The organism is Winogradskya consettensis (assembly GCF_018332715.1).
Taxonomy (GTDB): Bacteria; Actinomycetota; Actinomycetes; order Mycobacteriales; family Micromonosporaceae; genus Actinoplanes; species Actinoplanes consettensis.
In genome coordinates, this window is sequence record NZ_BOQP01000071.1 from 48,908 (window position 1) to 65,205 (window position 16,298).

General features: G+C 68.9%; 16 protein-coding genes. 3 read left to right on the forward strand and 13 right to left on the reverse strand.

Annotated features, from left to right (window positions below; translation table 11 throughout):
* Nucleotides 1-32: 32 nt before the first annotated feature.
* The 4 genes from Aco04nite_RS46655 to Aco04nite_RS46670 all read right to left on the reverse strand — a co-directional run bounded on the left by Aco04nite_RS46655 (nt 33) and on the right by Aco04nite_RS46670 (nt 2,806).
* Nucleotides 33-593 carry an RNA 2'-phosphotransferase gene (locus tag Aco04nite_RS46655; RefSeq protein WP_213003607.1) on the reverse strand — a complete coding sequence of 187 codons (561 nt, stop codon included), beginning with the start codon at nt 591-593 and terminating at the stop codon, nt 33-35.
* Nucleotides 590-1,366 carry a class I SAM-dependent methyltransferase gene (locus Aco04nite_RS46660; RefSeq protein ID WP_213003608.1) on the reverse strand — a complete coding sequence of 259 codons (777 nt, stop codon included), beginning with the start codon at nt 1,364-1,366 and terminating at the stop codon, nt 590-592. Before Aco04nite_RS46660 ends, Aco04nite_RS46655 begins: the two co-directional genes overlap by 4 nt.
* 98 nt (nt 1,367-1,464) lie before the next feature.
* Nucleotides 1,465-1,674 carry a BldC family transcriptional regulator gene (locus Aco04nite_RS46665; protein ID WP_067494190.1) on the reverse strand — a complete coding sequence of 70 codons (210 nt, stop codon included), beginning with the start codon at nt 1,672-1,674 and terminating at the stop codon, nt 1,465-1,467.
* Nucleotides 1,675-1,966: 292 nt separating this feature from the next.
* Entirely contained in the window at nt 1,967-2,806 is an 840-nt protein-coding gene (locus Aco04nite_RS46670; RefSeq protein WP_203837143.1) for a DUF8083 family protein, read from the reverse strand.
* Between the two features lie 161 nt (nt 2,807-2,967).
* On the opposite strand from Aco04nite_RS46670, the gene Aco04nite_RS46675 reads away from it, so the two are divergent.
* Both Aco04nite_RS46675 and Aco04nite_RS46680 read left to right on the forward strand, forming a co-directional pair.
* The gene (locus Aco04nite_RS46675; RefSeq protein WP_213003609.1) at nt 2,968-4,050 is read left to right on the forward strand and encodes a Glu/Leu/Phe/Val family dehydrogenase; all 1,083 of its coding nucleotides are present in this window, start codon (nt 2,968-2,970) and stop codon (nt 4,048-4,050) included.
* 179 nt (nt 4,051-4,229) lie between these two features.
* Nucleotides 4,230-4,451 (forward strand): DUF3073 domain-containing protein, encoded by a 222-nt coding sequence (locus Aco04nite_RS46680; RefSeq protein ID WP_203837145.1) that lies wholly within the window; start codon nt 4,230-4,232, stop codon nt 4,449-4,451.
* 403 nt (nt 4,452-4,854) lie between these two features.
* Here Aco04nite_RS46680 and amcA read toward each other — a convergent pair whose 3' ends face one another.
* The 5 genes from amcA to Aco04nite_RS46705 all read right to left on the reverse strand — a co-directional run bounded on the left by amcA (nt 4,855) and on the right by Aco04nite_RS46705 (nt 9,730).
* Nucleotides 4,855-5,067 carry a multiple cyclophane-containing RiPP AmcA gene (amcA, locus tag Aco04nite_RS46685; RefSeq protein ID WP_203837146.1) on the reverse strand — a complete coding sequence of 71 codons (213 nt, stop codon included), beginning with the start codon at nt 5,065-5,067 and terminating at the stop codon, nt 4,855-4,857.
* Complete coding sequence (gene amcB / locus Aco04nite_RS46690; RefSeq protein WP_213003636.1) at nt 5,036-6,139, reverse strand: cyclophane-forming radical SAM peptide maturase AmcB; 1,104 nt, start codon at nt 6,137-6,139, stop codon at nt 5,036-5,038. Before amcB ends, amcA begins: the two co-directional genes overlap by 32 nt.
* A 221-nt stretch (nt 6,140-6,360) precedes the next feature.
* Nucleotides 6,361-7,512 (reverse strand): phosphoribosylformylglycinamidine cyclo-ligase, encoded by a 1,152-nt coding sequence (purM, locus tag Aco04nite_RS46695; protein WP_213003610.1) that lies wholly within the window; start codon nt 7,510-7,512, stop codon nt 6,361-6,363.
* 166 nt (nt 7,513-7,678) lie between these two features.
* Nucleotides 7,679-9,289, reverse strand: coding sequence for an amidophosphoribosyltransferase (gene purF, locus Aco04nite_RS46700; protein WP_213003611.1), 1,611 nt, complete (start codon nt 9,287-9,289; stop codon nt 7,679-7,681).
* Nucleotides 9,290-9,367: 78 nt separating this feature from the next.
* Nucleotides 9,368-9,730 (reverse strand): sterol carrier family protein, encoded by a 363-nt coding sequence (locus tag Aco04nite_RS46705; RefSeq protein WP_213003612.1) that lies wholly within the window; start codon nt 9,728-9,730, stop codon nt 9,368-9,370.
* A 161-nt stretch (nt 9,731-9,891) separates the two neighbouring features.
* Between Aco04nite_RS46705 and Aco04nite_RS46710 the strand changes: the two genes are divergently transcribed.
* The gene (locus tag Aco04nite_RS46710; RefSeq protein ID WP_213003613.1) at nt 9,892-11,976 is read left to right on the forward strand and encodes a carboxypeptidase-like regulatory domain-containing protein; all 2,085 of its coding nucleotides are present in this window, start codon (nt 9,892-9,894) and stop codon (nt 11,974-11,976) included.
* Between the two features lie 56 nt (nt 11,977-12,032).
* On the opposite strand, the gene Aco04nite_RS46715 is transcribed toward Aco04nite_RS46710, so the two are convergent.
* The 4 genes from Aco04nite_RS46715 to purS form a co-directional block, all read right to left on the reverse strand.
* Nucleotides 12,033-12,653: a class I SAM-dependent methyltransferase gene (locus tag Aco04nite_RS46715; protein ID WP_213003614.1), complete on the reverse strand. Its 621-nt coding sequence runs from the start codon at nt 12,651-12,653 to the stop codon at nt 12,033-12,035.
* Nucleotides 12,654-12,722: 69 nt separating this feature from the next.
* Nucleotides 12,723-15,146: a phosphoribosylformylglycinamidine synthase subunit PurL gene (purL, locus tag Aco04nite_RS46720; protein ID WP_244876803.1), complete on the reverse strand. Its 2,424-nt coding sequence runs from the start codon at nt 15,144-15,146 to the stop codon at nt 12,723-12,725.
* Nucleotides 15,143-15,853: a phosphoribosylformylglycinamidine synthase subunit PurQ gene (gene purQ / locus Aco04nite_RS46725; RefSeq protein ID WP_203837152.1), complete on the reverse strand. Its 711-nt coding sequence runs from the start codon at nt 15,851-15,853 to the stop codon at nt 15,143-15,145. The genes purL and purQ overlap by 4 nt, the downstream gene beginning before the upstream one ends.
* The gene (purS, locus tag Aco04nite_RS46730) at nt 15,850-16,116 is read right to left on the reverse strand and encodes a phosphoribosylformylglycinamidine synthase subunit PurS (protein WP_213003615.1); all 267 of its coding nucleotides are present in this window, start codon (nt 16,114-16,116) and stop codon (nt 15,850-15,852) included. The genes purQ and purS overlap by 4 nt, the downstream gene beginning before the upstream one ends.
* Nucleotides 16,117-16,298 lie beyond the last annotated feature (182 nt).

Genomic DNA, 16,298 nt, shown 5'->3' on the forward strand with positions numbered 1-16,298 from the left:
GGCCACCTCTCGATGGAGAACGATTTGTCCTTTTATTCCGAATGTTCGCGGAGATAGGAAGAAGGCACCGCCGCGATCAGCCAGACACCGTTCTCGCTGCGGTGAAAGACGTGCCCCGCGGCGGCCATGGCGGCGGTGTCGACCGCGAAGATCACGACGTCCGGGGAGTGCCGGCGACCGACAGCCAGCGCGGTTCGCCGGTCGAGCGACAGGTGCATGTGGTGCCGGCTCCCCGGCCGCAGACCGTCCCGCATGATCGAGGCCAGGTTCTGCCGCGCCGTACCGTGGAAGAGCATCGTGGGAGGGTCGGCCGGCGCGAGCCCGAGGTCGATGTCCACCCGGCGGGAGTGCCCCTGGTTGGCCCGGATCCGTTCGACGCCGTCCGGCCCGGTCGTCACGGCGAAGCGGGATTTGTTGTTACCGGCGACGATCGTGTCGAGCTGTACGCGGTTGATTCTGAGCGCCGCCAGCAGGTCGGCCACCGGGACCCACCCACCGGCGTCGAGGGTGAGGCCGGCCGACTCGGGCCGGTGCCGCAGCACCATCGAGATGCGGCGGCTCGTCTTGACCTGCTCCCTGGTGAGTTCGGTCATGTATGTAGCTCCATGACCGCAAGGTAGTAGGGATGGTCCTGCCGGTCGATCGATTTCAGGCGCCACGGGGTGCCCTGGAGCAGCTCTTCCAGCTCCTCCACCGAGCAGAACAAGTAGTCGAACCAGGTCGTGGCATGCAGCCGGTAACGCAACCGGAGTCGCAGTTGGCCGCCGAACCGGCCGCGCTCGCGGTTGCGCTCGTGATAACCCACGTGGACCGGGTCGGTCGTGCCGTAGGGGTCGGTGCCCTGCGCGATGATCCTGGCGCCGGGACGGGCCAGGGCGGCGAGCGCGGCGAGGAAGACCGGTGCGCGATCGCGGCCCTCGAGCAGTCCCAGGTTGTTGCCCAGCAGCAGGAACGTGTCGTAGCGGGTGGTCGTGCGGGCGTATTGGTCGACCGGGGCGATGACGGTGTCACGCAGGCCACGCTTGCGGGCGATCTCGATCGCTCCGGGAGAGATGTCCAGACCGGTCACGGCCATGCTGCGGCGCTGGAGCTCCAGCGCCGTGCGGCCGGCACCGCAGCCGATGTCGAGCACCGCGCCACGGCACATGCGCAGCGCCCGGTGATCGTGTGGCTGCCACTCGTCCGGCTCGGCTACGTACTGGTCGGCGGGAGCGCCGTTGATCAGGCCGTCGTCGCGCTCGATGATCTCGATGACCGGGCGGGGCACGCGGCCGCCGGCCAGGGGGCGGGGGCCGATACCGGACCGTACGGCGTACGCGTCGCGGACCAGCTCGCCGAAGACGTCACCGATCGGGGGTTGTTCCATTGGCACTACTCTGCCGCCTGGAAACGATCAAGGGGCGATCGCCTTCCCCGGCGCTCGCCCCTTTTATCGGTCCCAGCCCGACTCGACTGTATGGTTCGTCAGTCGCCCTGACGCTGCGAGGGAATCTGTCCCTGCAGCAGGGCACGAACCTCCGACTCCCGGTAGCGACGGTGCCCGCCCAGTGTGCGAATTGCGCTGAGCTTGCCCGCCTTGGCCCACCGGGTGACGGTCTTCGGGTCGACTCGGAACATCGACGCCACCTCGGCCGGCGTTAGTAGCGGCTCAGGATCGTGCGTACGCGATGCCATCGGTCACTCCTCCACAGGTACCTAAAGACATCGGCCGGGGTCCCGCCGGCCGGTGTGTGTTTCATGGTCCGGCTAGTCCCCGATGTCCGACATGGGCCGAACGGCCGAAGGTCCCTAGATAGACGGTTGAAGCATGACCGATTTATGCTGGTTTTCTACGCCAGAAAGTGTCTTGTTTGGACCTAAAATCACGCTTCGGGGGATGGCCGTTACGAAGAGTGTTCACCTTGGGAGCGCTTCCATCTGCGCCGTTCCGTCCTATTTCAGCTGGTCAGAGCGGCATGAATGGCACTCAGTTACAGCGCTCCAGCAGCTGCACGGCCCGCCACCGGTCGACGATCTTCTCGTACGCCTCCGTGGCGGCGTCGGCATCGCCCCGCGACAGCGCGGAGAGCCCGGCCGCCACCAGCCCGGGTGAGTCGTCGGCCTGCAGGTCATCGTCCTTGAGCAACCCCGTCAGACCGCCGTAGTCCAGCTCGACGATCGAACGCGGGTGGAACTCCTCGAGCCAGCGGGTGCCCTCCTCCACCGCCTCGGTGATCGGCGCGTCCCCCAGCGACTTGCGCAGCACCGAGACCCCCCGGTGCGCCCGGCGGCGAGCCTTGGAGATCTCCGTGCGGTAGCGCAACGTGCGCCGGCCCCCGGACAGATTGATCTCCCGCTCGTCCAGGTCGACGAAGACGAACCACCGCAGCGGCACGCCCCACGTGGCGACCTGCTCGTGCACCCGGGGAACGCCGTGCTCCAGCACCTTCGCGCCGCTGCGCCAGTCGTCCACGACGGCCTTGGCCTGCCCGGCCAGCACCGGCGGCACGAACGCGTCGGCCAGCACGCTGGGCACGCCGTCCCGGGCGTTCAATGCGGCCTCGGCGACCCGCAGGCGCAGATTCCAGGGGCAGACGAGCAGCGTGTCACCCCACTCCATGACATACGCCTCGTCGGGCAGATCGGGCAGCCGGGTCCAGCCGGCCCCCAGCGCCTCCAGCACCGCGGTGCGCTGCCGGACCGGGCCCTCGACCGGTCCGAGGGCGCGGCCCTCACGCGCGTAGCGCCGCCAAAATATCTGGCGCTCACGGTCGAAGGCGGTCAGTGGCTCGTAAACCCGCAGGTACGACGCGAACAGTGACGGCACGGCGCGATCCTTTCACGAAATCGCCGCCGATTGACTTCCCCCGCTGCGTCAATCGGCGCCCACGCTGGGGCCCTAAGCTCTTCGTGATGTCTGGCATACCCCGCCGGACAGGTTGAGAGCGCCCCACAAGGGCCACACCACCGACACTCAGGAGAGCAGCAATGGGCGTGTTCGTAAGCAGCGACGGCATCGAGGCCGCCGGGCACGAGCAGGTCGTCTTCTGCCAGGACCGGCACACCGGCCTGAAGGCGATCATCAGCATCTACTCGACGGCCCTGGGGCCCGCGCTGGGCGGCACCCGGTTCTACCCGTACGAGAGCGAGGAAGCGGCCGTCACCGACGCGCTGAACCTGTCTCGCGGGATGGCCTACAAGAACGCACTTGCGGGGCTTGACCTGGGCGGCGGCAAGGCAGTGATCTGGGGCGACCCGGCGCTGGACAAGTCCGAGGCGCTGCTGCGGGCGTACGGCCGCTTCGTCGAGTCCCTGAACGGGCGCTACTACACCGCGTGTGACGTCGGCACCTACGTGCCCGACATGGACGTGATCGCCCGCGAGACCCGCTACGTGACCGGCCGCAGCGTGGAGCACGGCGGCGCCGGCGACTCCTCGGTCCTCACCGCCTGGGGCGTCTTCCAGGGGATGCGCGCCGCGGCCGAGCACACGTGGGGCCGTCCGACCCTCTCCGGCCGCAGGGTCGGCATCGCCGGGCTCGGCAAGGTCGGCAAGTACCTCGCGGGTCACCTGATCGAGGACGGCGCCGCGGTGGTCGCCACCGACGTCAGCCCGGCGGCCCAGGAATGGGCCCGCACCACCCACCCGCAGATCGACCTCGTCGACGACGCCCAGGCACTCATCACGAGCGACCTCGACGTGTACGCCCCCTGCGCCCTCGGTGGCGCCCTGAACGACGACACGGTCGCCGTCCTGCGCGCCAAGATCGTCACCGGTGCCGCGAACAACCAGCTCGCCCACCCGGGCATCGAGAAGCTGCTGGAGGAGCGGGGCATCCTCTACACGCCCGACTACGTGGTGAACGCGGGCGGCGTGATCCAGGTGGCCGACGAGATCGAGGGCTTCAACTTCGAGCGGGCCAAGCTGCGCGCCACGAAGATCTTCGACACCACGGGCCAGATCCTGCGGCTCGCGGATGACGACGGAGTGCCGCCCGCGGTCGCTGCCGATCGCCTCGCGGAGCGCCGGATGGCCGAAGTGGGCCGACTCCGCAGCATCTACCTGGGTTGAGGCTTTTGTACGCCGTCGCGCGTCCCGCAGCGGGCCGGCCACGACGCGCGACGGTGGTACACGTAACCCGAGGTGCCGAAGGCGGCATCGTCCATGTACCGTAAGACCCACGAGAGATGCCTGACGTCATCGGGGCCCGCCTTCGGGCTGCCCCGAATTCTGTGCGAGGGGGTCGAGCCATGGGGCGCGGCCGTGCTAAGGCCAAGCAGACAAAGGTGGCCCGGGAGTTGAAGTACCACTCCCCGAACACCGACCTCACCGCCTTGCAGCGCGAACTAGCGGGTGCCGGTAGTAATCCCGATCACCGTTTCGACGACGACAACGATGAGTTGGTCGATGACGATGATGAGGATGACGCTGACGACGAGCAGGACCGCTGGTCGCCTTCACCAAGGCGTTGACCCGCGCGACCCCGACGACGCAGAGCATGTGGCACGCCGCATGCTCTCGTTTGTCGCGGTCGCTCCGGAATGACCATGATGCCCACAGGGGAGACCTCGTGGGTGTCATGGACTGACCGCGGCGGTCCCACTTCCCCGACGCACATCTTGATGACTCCGCCGAGTTATCGGGATGCTCGGCTGTTCGCGTGCGCAAGGTGATGAGCTTTGTTGCCATGCGCACTAAGCGCACCGTGAATTACTCACGGTGCGCTTAGTGCTGTGCCCTGCTCGTTTTGCGTCCCGCTCCCGTCGCTTCGGCGGGGCCGGTCGTTCGAGGCGCTTCAGCGGGGGCGGCTGGTTCAGGTGCTTTCAGCGGGGCCGGCTGTTCGAGCTGCTTGGCGGGCCGGCTGGTTCCGGTGCTTCAGCGGGGGCGGTTGTTCCAGTTGTAGAACGTCGGGATGTTCTCGAAGTGGTTCCAGGCGCAGACCGCTGAGCCGTCGGCCGGTGTTTCCGCGCGCTGTTTGCGAGCCTCTTCCGCCTCTGCCAGCAGGCTGGCCAGACCCTCGCTGGTCTCGCGGACCCGTGCCGTGACCGGGTCGGTGTCAGACGGCCGTGGGCTGGTGGTCTCGGGCATGGTCCAGCACTCCCTCGAGTAGGCGAATCTTGCTGTTGCGGCAGTGGTCCGTCGTTGTCACGTCGAACCGCCCGTGCTCGAAGTAGCGGTTGGCCGCGTGGGCGCCGCCGCAGAAGCCGAAGTAGGGGCATTGCGTGCGGCAGGCTTCGACCCCGTCCAGGAATTCGCGGATCCAGGGGGTGCCGGTGGCCCGGGTCAGGATCTCCGCCAGCGGGGTTGTCAGCACGTTGCCGCTGCTGAAGTCGCCGTAGCGGGGGTCGGAGAAGCCGGCCAGCTCGGGTGAGAGCAAGACCACACTGCCGTCCTGGGCCACGGTGGGGATCGGGTCGAGTCGGCGGGGCAGTAGCTCGTCGGCCGTGCCGTCCAGGACCGCGGCGGCGTACCGGAGGGACCATTCGATCTCTCGCAGGTGGATGCTGGGATTTTTGCGCCAGGCGGTGACCAGCTCGGCCCAGAAGGCCTTGACGTCCTGCTCAGGATGCCGATTGGTGCGGGTGTTGACGCCTTCGAGCTCTTCGACGTTGATGCCGAGCACCTCGCAGCCCAGCTCGAGGAAGTATCCGTAGAGCTCCGTGGCCAGGCCCGGGACCGGGCGGCCGACCACGCAGAGCGCCGAGAACGGGATGTCGTGGCGGCGCAGCGCCTCCACCCCACGCATGATCCGCGCGTAGGCCGGCTTGTCACCTCGGGTGACTCGTTCGCCGTTACGCGCCTCGGGTCCGTCCACGCTCACACTCACCCGGATGTCCCGCTCGGTGAAGAACTCGCACCAGGCGTCGTCGATCAGGGTGGCGTTGGTCTGCACGTGGTGCTCGACGCCTTCAGCGAACGGTTTCAGCAGCTCAGCGAAGTGCTCACGACCGGCTGCGAGGGGCTCACCCCCATGCCAGACGACCGAGAACCGGCCCGTACGCGACCAGGGGTTCACAGACGCAGCAACCGCGGTCGCCACCTCGACCGGCATCTTCTTGTCCAGCTTGCGCAGCGGCAGGTAACAATAAGAGCAGTCTAGATTGCACAGCGTAGTGGGCTGCATGACGACGTAGGTGGGAATTTCGGAGATTCCGCGCATCCCACTCCAGCGCTCCCCCACGGCCACCTCCCCGTTGTCACCTGAGGCCAGGCTAAGTCCCGGCGTCCACCCCTGTTCAACCGCGCGCAGATCTCCCAAGACATCGATGTTCGCAAATCATTGCACAACGGGAAAACAATCCGGCCCGCCCGGTCCGACTTTCTACGCGTACATCGCGCAGCGTGACGGACCGGCCGGGCCGGCGGAACGCTTTGAACGGATCAGCCCCGGGTGTACTGACCGACCATGTGCACCTGGCCGGAGCCCTCGATGACCTCGCCGACCTGCCATGCTTCGACACCACGGCCGGTCAGGTAGGCCATCGCCCGGTCGGCGTCATCGGCCGACACGATGGCGAACATGCCGACGCCCATGTTGAACGTGGCCTCCATGTCGGCACCCTCGATGCGGCCCTTCGCCTGGATCAGGTCGAAGATCGGCTGCGGGCGCCACGAGGAACGGTCCACGACGGCGTCAAGGTGCGCGGGGAGGACCCTGTTCAGGTTGCCGGGGATGCCGCCGCCGGTCACGTGGCAGAACGCCCGGACGTCGGTCTCCTCGATCAGGCCGAGGCAGTCCTTGGCGTAGATCTTGGTGGGGGTCAGCAGCTCCTCGCCGAGCGTGCGCTGGCCGCCGAAGTCGTCGACCACCGTGTCGAGGCGCATCCGGCCCGCTCCCAGCAGCACGTGCCGCACCAGCGAGTAGCCGTTGGAGTGCAGCCCCGAGGAGCGCATCGCGATCACGGCGTCGCCGAGCTCGACCTTGTGCGGGCCGAGGATCTCGCTCTCCTCCACCACGCCGACACCGGTCGCGGAGACGTCGTACTCATCCGGGCGCATGACGCCGGGGTGCTCGGCCGTCTCGCCGCCCAGCAGCGAGCAGCCCGCGTAACGGCAGCCGTCGGCGATGCCGGCGACGATCTCGGCCACCTTGTCCGGCACGACCTCGCCACAGGCGATGTAGTCGAGCATGAAGAGCGGCTCGGCGCCACACGCCACGAGGTCGTCCACGACCATGGCGACCAGGTCGATGCCGATCGTGTCGTGGATGTTGAGCTGCTGCGCGATCACCAGCTTGGTGCCGACACCGTCGGTCGACGACGCGAGGATCGGGCTCTTGTACTTCGCCGCGTTCAGCTTGAACAGGCCCGCGAAGCCGCCCAGGTCACCCATGACCTCGGGACGGTTCGCCCGCTTCACCTTCGACTTGAGCAGCTCGACCGCCCGGTCGCCGGCTTCGATGGAGACGCCCGCGTCCGCGTACGTCGCCGTGCGCTTGCGTCCGGGACGGGCCGCGCCAGCCGACCATGGCTGGCGGTCGGCGCCCTCGGCGCCGTTGGATCCGGCACTGTTGCGCTCGGACACGTGCGTCACGGTTCTCCCCTTTGATGGTGGTGCTGAGCTTTTCTCGGTAACCGGCTTTTCGGTGACGGCGCGGATGACCGCCTCGTCGACCCTAAGGCCGGGGGCCCTCGGACCCCAAGACCGGTGGCCTGCCGACACTACGGTGGGCCACCGGTTAGGTACGCACGATCGCCGTTTACGGGCGGTGCAGGGCGTCAACGCCGCCCGGGCTGCCCACGAGCGGCTTGACCGTCCCGCGCTCGCCCTCGGTGTACTGCTCGTCCTCGTACTGCTGCTCGAGGCCGGCCACCGCGGCGCTGGTAGCCGCCGGCGTCGAGGCCGGCATCGCGGCCCGCTTGCCGACGCTCTCCAGCAGATGCTTGCCGATCAGGTGCCCGGCAGGCAGCTCGATCGGATACTGCCCGTCGAAGCAGGCCATGCAGAGCCGCGTCTTGGGCTGCTCCGTAGCGCCGATCAGGCCGTCCAGCGAGACGTAGCCGAGGCTGTCGGCGCCGATCGAGCGGCGGATGCCGTCGATCTCCAGGCCGTTGGCGATCAGCTCGGCCCGGGTGGCGAAGTCGATGCCGTAGAAACAGGGCCACTTCACCGGCGGGGACGAGATGCGCACGTGGATCTCCAGGGCACCGGCCTCGCGCAGCATCCGGATCTGGGCGCGCTGTGTGTTGCCGCGCACGATCGAGTCGTCGATCACCACGATCCGCTTGCCCCGGACGACCTCGCGCAGCGGGTTGAGCTTGAGCCGGATGCCGAGCTGCCGGATCGTCTGCGAGGGCTGGATGAAGGTGCGGCCGACGTACGCGTTCTTCATGAAGCCGGCGCTGTAGGGGATGCCGGAGGCCTCCGCGTAGCCGATGGCGGCCGGAATGCCGGACTCCGGGACACCGATCACCAGGTCTGCCTCGACCGGGTGCTCCTTGGCGAGCCGCCGGCCGACCTCGACGCGGGCCGCGTAGACGTTGCGACCGGAGATCGTCGTGTCGGGGCGGGCCAGGTAGACGTACTCGAAGAGACAGCCCTTGGGCTCGGGTGTCGCGAAGCGGGTCGAGCGCAGGCCGTGCTCGTCGATCGCGAGGATCTCGCCCGGCTCCACCTCGCGGACGAAGCTGGCACCCACGATGTCGAGCGCGGCGGTCTCGCTCGCCACGGCCCAGCCACGCTCCATGCGGCCCAGCACGAGCGGGCGCACCCCCTGGGCGTCGCGAGCTGCGTACAGCGTGCTCTCGTCCATGAAGACGAAGCTGAACGCGCCACGCAGCCGCGGGAGCACCTCCATGGCCGCGGCCTCGACCGAGAGGTCCGGACGACTGGCCAGCAGGGTGGTCACCATGGCGGTGTCGGAGGTGGCGTCACCGACGTCGAGACCGCGCTCGGCGATCTCGCGGGCCAGGTCGGCGGTGTTGACGAGGTTGCCGTTGTGCGCCAGGGCGATCGTGGTGCCGGCCGTCGTGGCCCGGATCGTCGGCTGCGCGTTTTCCCAGTTGGATCCACCGGTGGTGGAGTAACGGGTGTGGCCGATCGCGAGGTGACCGCGCAGGCTCGCCAGTGTCGGCTCGTCGAAGACCTGGGAGACCAGGCCGAGATCCTTGTAGACCACCACGCCGGAACCGTCACTGACAGCGATGCCAGCGGCTTCCTGACCGCGGTGCTGCAATGCGAAGAGGCCGAAATAGGTGAGTTTGGCGACCTCTTCCTCCGGGGCCCAGACACCGAAGACGCCGCAGGCATCCTGGGGTCCGCGGTCCTGGGGGTCGAGATCGTCGGTCAACCGGCCGTCGCCTCGGGGCACGCGCTTGCTCCCTCATGCTGATCTGCTCGGAAATGCTGGGCTGTTCCGAGCAGCCAGTGTACGCGAGCCGCCGGGGTATCAGCCCTGGTGCACAGGGAGGTACGGAGTGAGATCGGTGCGTATACCGCTGGCCCGAATCCGCCCCGAATCGACCGCATCGCCCCAGCTCAGTCGGCCTGTGGCAACCAGCAGCCAGGTCATCGGATCGGTCTCGACCACATTGGGCGGAGTGCCACGGGTGTGCCGGGGACCTTCGACACACTGAATCGCACCGAAAGGTGGAATACGGACCTCCACCGATCGGCCGGGGACTGTCCGCGCAAGCTCCGCGAGCAGTGCTCGCACAGCGTCACGAAGAACTTCGCGGGTAGGTTCACCGCCGCCGTCCAGCGCGTCCAACGCCTGGTCGACCGACTCGGATTTATTGTGCGCAGCAGACACGTCGGGACAATACGACCCGGCATTCGGCTACAACCCGGCGGCCCTGGGTCGCGCGGACGTCCTTCGACAGGGCATAGTGGCCGACGGTGTGTATTCAGCGCGGGATCCATGGGCCTTTTCATCAGGCGGCCCGGGGACCGAGCGACCGGAAGGCGGTGGACGTGACAACGCACCTACGAGCCCGGGCTGTCCAGGCCGGTGCGTTCTTGGCGCTGGTGGGTGCCGCGATCTTCGCCGCCCCGATGGCAGCACTCGCGGACTCTCCAACAGTATCTATCAGTAGCCTGTCGTCAGGGGACATCCCCTCCGGTGGCACGAGCACGCTGAAGTTCACGGTCAAGAACGAGAACAAGCTCGGCGACGTTCAGCACCCCGAGACGTCGGCGAGCGTCGTCGTCAGCATTGAGGGCGGCAACGGCCTGAAGTGCAGCGGTAACTGCGACTTCGACGAGACGATCGCGCAGGGACAGACATCGCGTGAGTTCTCGGTGACGCTCACCGCGGGCAGTGTCGACGCTGGAGAGACCGACAACTACACCGTCGTGATCACCGCGACGATCGGCGGCCAGGACGGCAGTGCCAACCGGACCATCAAGGTTCGTGGCGCTGACAAGCCCCAGTCGATCCGCCAGGTCAGCGGCAAGGTCAAGGACCAGGACGGCAAGGGGATCGCCGGCGCGACCGTCGGCATGCGCGACAGCAACGGCGCGACTTTCCAGATCGCATCCGGCAGCAACGGCGCCTACTCCTTCCGCTCCACGGACGCCAAGCCGATCGCGGTCGGCTCGCTCTCCGTCGGGGCGATCAAGGACGGCTACAAGGGCGACCCGGTCAACGCCTCCGGCGCGGACGGCAAGTCGATCAACGTGCCGCTGACGCTCACGCTCATCGCGGCGACCACCTCACCGACGCCGTCACCCTCGGCCACGACCAGCACGGAACCGACCGACGAGGCCACCGACGAGGCCACCGAGGACGAGACCGACGCTGCCAGCGACGAGGCGGCTCCGGCCCCGACCAACGCCGCCAACAACAGCGACGGCTCCGGCTCGACGCTGTTCATCATCCTGGGCGGCCTGCTCGTCGCCGCGGGCATCGGCGCCATCGTGCTGGTCATGATGCGCCGCAAGAGCGCCGCAGCCGACGACGACCCGGACGACCCCAACGGGCCCAACGGTGGCGGCCCGGGCGGTGGCCCCGTGCCTGTCGGCGCAGGTCGCTATGCCGGTGCCGACGAGACCCGCCTGTCGGCTCCTGTCGGTGGCGGCCGGGTCAGCGACGCGACGATGATCGCGCCGCGCTCCGGAGCACCGTCCATCGCGGACGCCCCGACGATGATCCACCGCACGCCTGTCGCGCCCCCGGTCGACGAGGAATTCCCTGACCCCTACGGAGCGCCGCTGCCACAGAACGGTGCGTACAACGCTCCGGGCGGCTGGGGCACCGCGGCGGCAGGCGCAGCCGGCGCTGCGGGTGCGGGTGCGGCCGGCGCTTACGGCGGCACCACGCAGTTCGGCGGTGCCCCGGCGGCGGCTCAGAACGGCTACGACGGGTACGACGAGCAGGGCCAGAACGGTTACGACGGGTACGACGACCACAACGGGTACGGCGAGCCCGCCGGCTATGTCGCTCCGGAACAGCAGCAGCGTTTCGACGAGCCCACCGGCATGTACCGGCCCGAGGCTGAGCCCGCGTATGACGGCGGCTACGGCCAGCCCGCCGGGTCGTACCAGAACGGCGGCTACGGGGCCGATCAGGACGATCAGGGTGGCTACGGCGGCAACTACGGTGGCGCCGGCACGTATGGCGGTGGCGCACCGCAGGGTGGTGGCCAGTACGGCGGCGCTGCCCCGCAGAGCGGTGGTGCCTACGGCGGCGGTGCCGCTCCGCAGAGTGGTGGCGCTTATGGCGCTGGTGCTGCCCCGCAGAGCGGTGGTGCCTACGGCGCTGCGCGCGGCGATTATGGCGACCAGGGTGGCTACGGCGACCAGGGCTACGACCAGGGCGGTCAGCACGGCGGCGGCTATGGTGGCGCACCCGCGGCGCCTCAGGGTGGCGGGCAGTACGGCGGCCAGTACGGTGGGGCCCCGCAGCAGGGCGGCGGGTACGGCGAGCAGGACGGGTATGCGGAGCAGGGCGGCGGCTATGACCAGCGCGGCAACGGCTACGGGCCCGAGCAGCAGGGCGGCCGGCGCGGCGCCCCGCGTCAGCAGCCGCCGGAAGCCACCCGGCAGTGGGAAAACTGAGTTCGTGAAGTAGGCAATGGCCGGTTCCGCCACTACGGCGGGACCGGCCATTGCTTTTACCGAAACCGGAAGACCGTGCCGGCGGGTTCGAGCGGCTGGGGCACGCCGTGGAACTCGTGCACGCCGACGGTGAACAACACGTCCGCCGGCGCGTGAAATGCCCGCTCGGTGAAGCCCGTCTCGGCGAACCAGGCGCGGATTGCCGGGGTGAGGTCGGGCGCGCGGCGGGCTCGGGTCCAGATGACCGTGGCGCCTGGCGTGCACAGCTGCGGCACCGTTTCGATCGTTCGGCGTACGTCGGCATCGCTGATGTTGCCCAGCACGCCGGCCAGCAGCACCAGATCCGCCCGGCCCAGGTCCTGGTAGGTCGTGAGATCGCCCGCGTCGGCACAGATCACGGTGACGTTGTGGAGTCCCGCCTTGCTGATGCGTTCACGGGCCGCCGCCACGTTGCGGGGGTCGAACTCGATCAGATGGGCTCGAACCGGACGGGCGGTCAGCACGCCGATCAGGTCGTGGCCCTGACCGGCGCAGACGCTGACGATGGTGCCGCCGTCAGGCTTCGAATCGAGCCACTCGGTGAGGTGATGCTGGATGAGCCGCAGTCGCCGGGAGAGGGGTGACTGCTCGTCGGCGTAGGGCAGGTGCCAGTCCAACCAGTCCTCAGTGGGTGCCATCCCGGTGATCCTGCCAAAAGAACGAGGCGCCACGGCCGGAGCCGTGACGCCTCATCTCGGTTCTGCTGACTACTTGGCCGCGACCTCGGCCGGGCTGCCGAACAGGTTGCGCATGGTGGAGCTGAAAGCTTCGCGCAGCTCGTCCAGGCCGAGCGAGAACTGGTTGTGGATCTCCAGGACGGGCTCTTCGGTGGTGACACCGATCGGGGTGCAGGGCACGCCGTGCTCGGCGGCGAGAGCGGTGAATGCCTTGTCGTGGCCGCGCGGGACGGCGACCACGGCGCGGCCGGCCGACTCGCTGAAGAGCCAGACGAACGGCGTGGTGGCCGCCTCGTGCTCCGGCAGCGTGACCCGGGCACCGACGTTACGGCGCAGACAGGACTCGACGAGGACCTGGGAGAGGCCTCCGTCGGAGAGGTCGTGAGCCGCGACGACGTGCTCGCGCTCCGCGGCCTGACGCATGAGCCGGCCGAGTCGCTCCTCGTGGGCGAGGTCGACCTTGGGCGGCTTGCCACCGAGGTGGTTGTGGGTCACCCACGCCCACTCCGAGCCGGACAGCTCGCAGTCGGTGTTGCCGAGCAGGAAGAGCAGGTCGCCCTCCGCGGTCGGCGGCGGCGGGAAGCCCATCGGCACCCGGGTGGCGACGTTCTCCAGGACACCGAGCACACCGATGACCGGGGTCGGGTGGATCGCCGCGGCGCCGGTCTGGTTGTAGAAGCTGACGTTGCCGCCGGTCACCGGGATGTTCAGCTGCTGGCAGCCGTCGGCGATGCCGCGGACGGCCTCGGCGAACTGCCACATGACGGCCGGGTCCTCGGGCGAGCCGAAGTTGAGGCAGTCGCTGACGGCGATCGGCTCGGCGCCGCTGATCGCGACGTTGCGGTAGGACTCCGCGAGGGCCAGCTTGGCGCCCTCGTAGGGGTCGAGCCGCGCGTAGCGCCCGTTGCCGTCGACGGAGAGCGCGACACCCAGGCCGGTCTTCTCGTCGATGCGCAGCACACCGGAGTCCTCGGGCTGCGCCAGCACGGTGTTGCCGAGGACGTAGCGGTCGTACTGCTCGGTCACCCAGCTCTTGTCGCAGAGGTTGGGCGACGCGATCATCCGCAGCACCGTCTCGCGGAGCTCCTCGGGCGTGGTCGGCCGCGGCAGGGTCTCGGCGCGGTCGGCCTGAAGCAGGATCAGGTCGGCGGGCTCCCTTATCGGCCGGGCGTAGACCGGGCCGTCGTCGGCGAGCGAGCCGGGCGGCACGTCGACGACGACGTGGTCGTTCCAGCTGATCAGCAGCCGCCCGGGGTGGCCGGCGGCATCGCTCGCGGTGACCTCACCGATCGCGGTGGCCCACACGCCCCACTTCTCGGCGACGGCGAGCACCTGGTCGAGCTTCTCCGGCGTGACGATCAGGAGCATGCGCTCCTGCGACTCGCTGGCGAGGATCTCGGTGGGCGACATCGACGCCTCACGCAGCGGCACCCGCTCGAGCCACACCCGCATGCCGGTGCCGGCAGCCGCCGCGGTCTCGGTGAGCGCGCAGGTCAGGCCGGCGCCGCCGAGGTCCTGGATGCCGGCGACGAGGCCCGCGTCGTACATCTCGAGGCAGCTCTCGATGAGCAGCTTTTCCATGAAGGGGTCGCCGACCTGGACCGACGGGCGGCGCTGCTCGGCGCCCTCGTCGAAGGTCGCCGACGCCAGCACCGAGACACCGCCGATGCCGTCACGGCCGGTGCGCGCACCGAGCAGCACGACGATGTTGCCCTCGCCGGCGGCTTCCTTGTGCTGCAGCCGCTCGACCGGCAGCACGCCGATGCTCAGCGCGTTGACCAGCGGGTTGCCCTGGTAACAGGGGTCGAAAACGATCTCGCCACCGATGTTGGGCAGGCCCAGGCAGTTGCCGTAGCCACCGATGCCGGCCACGACGCCGGGCAGCACCCGCGCGGTGTCGGGGTGGTCCGCGGCACCGAAGCGCAGCGGGTCCATCACCGCGATCGGGCGGGCACCCATGGCGAGGATGTCGCGCACGATGCCGCCGACGCCGGTCGCCGCGCCCTGGTAGGGCTCGACGTAGCTGGGGTGGTTGTGCGACTCGACCTTGAAGGTGACCGCGAGCTCGTCGGAGATCTGCACCACGCCGGCGTTCTCACCGATGCCGGCGAGCATCCGGGTGTTCTTCGGTGCCTTCTCGCCGAACTGGCGCAGGTGCACCTTGCTCGACTTGTAGGAGCAGTGCTCGCTCCACATGATCGAATACATCGCGAGCTCGGAGGCGGTCGGACGACGGCCGAGGATCTGCTTGATCCGCTCGTATTCGTCGTCCTTGAGGCCGAGCTCGGCGTGCGGCTGCAGGTCGTCCGGTGTCTCGAGAGCGCGCTCGACGGTGTCCACCGAGCCGAACTCGCTGGCCAGCACGTCGGTCGCGGCGAACGCCGAGGCGGACAGCTTGGCCGCCGGCTGCTCGGGCGTCTTGGAGACGGGAGCGGTATCGGGCTGGGTGGTCATCGCGTCGCTCCCCCTGTGAGCTGACCGCCAGCGACCCCGGCGAGGTGTCGCAGGGCGGAGGTGAAGAAGCCGAGGCCGTCGAGCGACGGACCGGTCAGCGCCTCCACGGCGTGCTCCGGGTGCGGCATGATGCCGACCACGTTGCCCGCCGCGTTGGTGATCGCGGCGATGTCACGCTGCGAACCGTTCGGGTTGCCCCGGGTGTAACGGGCGACGACCCGGCCCTCGGCCTCGAGCTCGTCGAGCGTGTGCGTGTCGGCGACGAAGCAGCCCTCACCGTTCTTCACCGGGATGAGGATCTCCTCGCCCTCGGTGAAGGTGTTGGTCCAGGCCGTGTTGGTCGCGCCGATCCGCAGGTGCTGGTCGCGGTTGCGGAAATGGAGGTGCTGGTTGCGGGTGAGCGCGCCGGGCAGCAGGTGGGCCTCGCAGAGAATCTGGAAGCCGTTGCAGATGCCGAGCACGGGCAGACCCCCGCGGGCGGCGTCGATGATGGTCTCCATCACCGGCGCGAACCGGGCGATCGCGCCGCAGCGCAGCGCGTCGCCATACGAGAAGCCGCCGGGCAGCACCACGGCGTCGACGCCGTGGATGTCGGCGTCTCCGTGCCAGAGACGAACAGCCTCGCCGCCGGCGATGCGCACCGCGCGAGCGGCGTCACCGTCGTCGAGGGATCCGGGGAAGGTGACGACACCGATCCGCATGGTCACGCGCTCACTTGGGCGGAGTCACCGGCCTGCTCGTCGACCCGGATCGAGAAGTCCTCGATGACCGGGTTGGCGAGCAGCTTGTCGGCGATCTCACGAGCGGTTTCCAGGTCGGGTTCACCGTCGAACTCGATCTCGATCCGGCGTCCGATGCGTACGGAGGAGATGGCACTCACGCCGAGCCGTGGCAGCGCATTTGCCACCGCCTGGCCCTGCGGATCGAGAATCTCCGGCTTGAGCATGACGTCGACGACGACGCGAGCCACGGGCACTCCTGACTGAAGGTTCGCAGTTGGGTGGCCCTCTAAGGGGCGAGCGGCCAAAGCCTACCTTGCGCGACCCCCGGTCGACCCATCGGCCGGTGTCGGCAGAACGACGCAACCGGCGCTGAGCAGGGCATCTCGACCGTGATCTCAGCCACCACCCCCAGAGTGGCGGCACCGAATGA

What these genes read in the sequence shown, in the direction of transcription:
- Aco04nite_RS46655 (WP_213003607.1), bottom strand. Translation starts at nt 593, where the DNA reads ATGACCGAACTCACCAGGGAGCAGGTCAAGACGAGCCGCCGCATCTCG.
- Aco04nite_RS46660 (WP_213003608.1), bottom strand. Translation starts at nt 1,366, where the DNA reads ATGGAACAACCCCCGATCGGTGACGTCTTCGGCGAGCTGGTCCGCGAC.
- Aco04nite_RS46665 (WP_067494190.1), bottom strand. Translation starts at nt 1,674, where the DNA reads ATGGCATCGCGTACGCACGATCCTGAGCCGCTACTAACGCCGGCCGAG.
- Aco04nite_RS46675 (WP_213003609.1), top strand. Translation starts at nt 2,968, where the DNA reads ATGGGCGTGTTCGTAAGCAGCGACGGCATCGAGGCCGCCGGGCACGAG.
- Aco04nite_RS46680 (WP_203837145.1), top strand. Translation starts at nt 4,230, where the DNA reads ATGGGGCGCGGCCGTGCTAAGGCCAAGCAGACAAAGGTGGCCCGGGAG.
- amcA (WP_203837146.1), bottom strand. Translation starts at nt 5,067, where the DNA reads ATGCCCGAGACCACCAGCCCACGGCCGTCTGACACCGACCCGGTCACG.
- amcB (WP_213003636.1), bottom strand. Translation starts at nt 6,139, where the DNA reads ATGCGCGGAATCTCCGAAATTCCCACCTACGTCGTCATGCAGCCCACT.
- Aco04nite_RS46715 (WP_213003614.1), bottom strand. Translation starts at nt 12,653, where the DNA reads ATGGCACCCACTGAGGACTGGTTGGACTGGCACCTGCCCTACGCCGAC.
- purL (WP_244876803.1), bottom strand. Translation starts at nt 15,146, where the DNA reads ATGACCACCCAGCCCGATACCGCTCCCGTCTCCAAGACGCCCGAGCAG.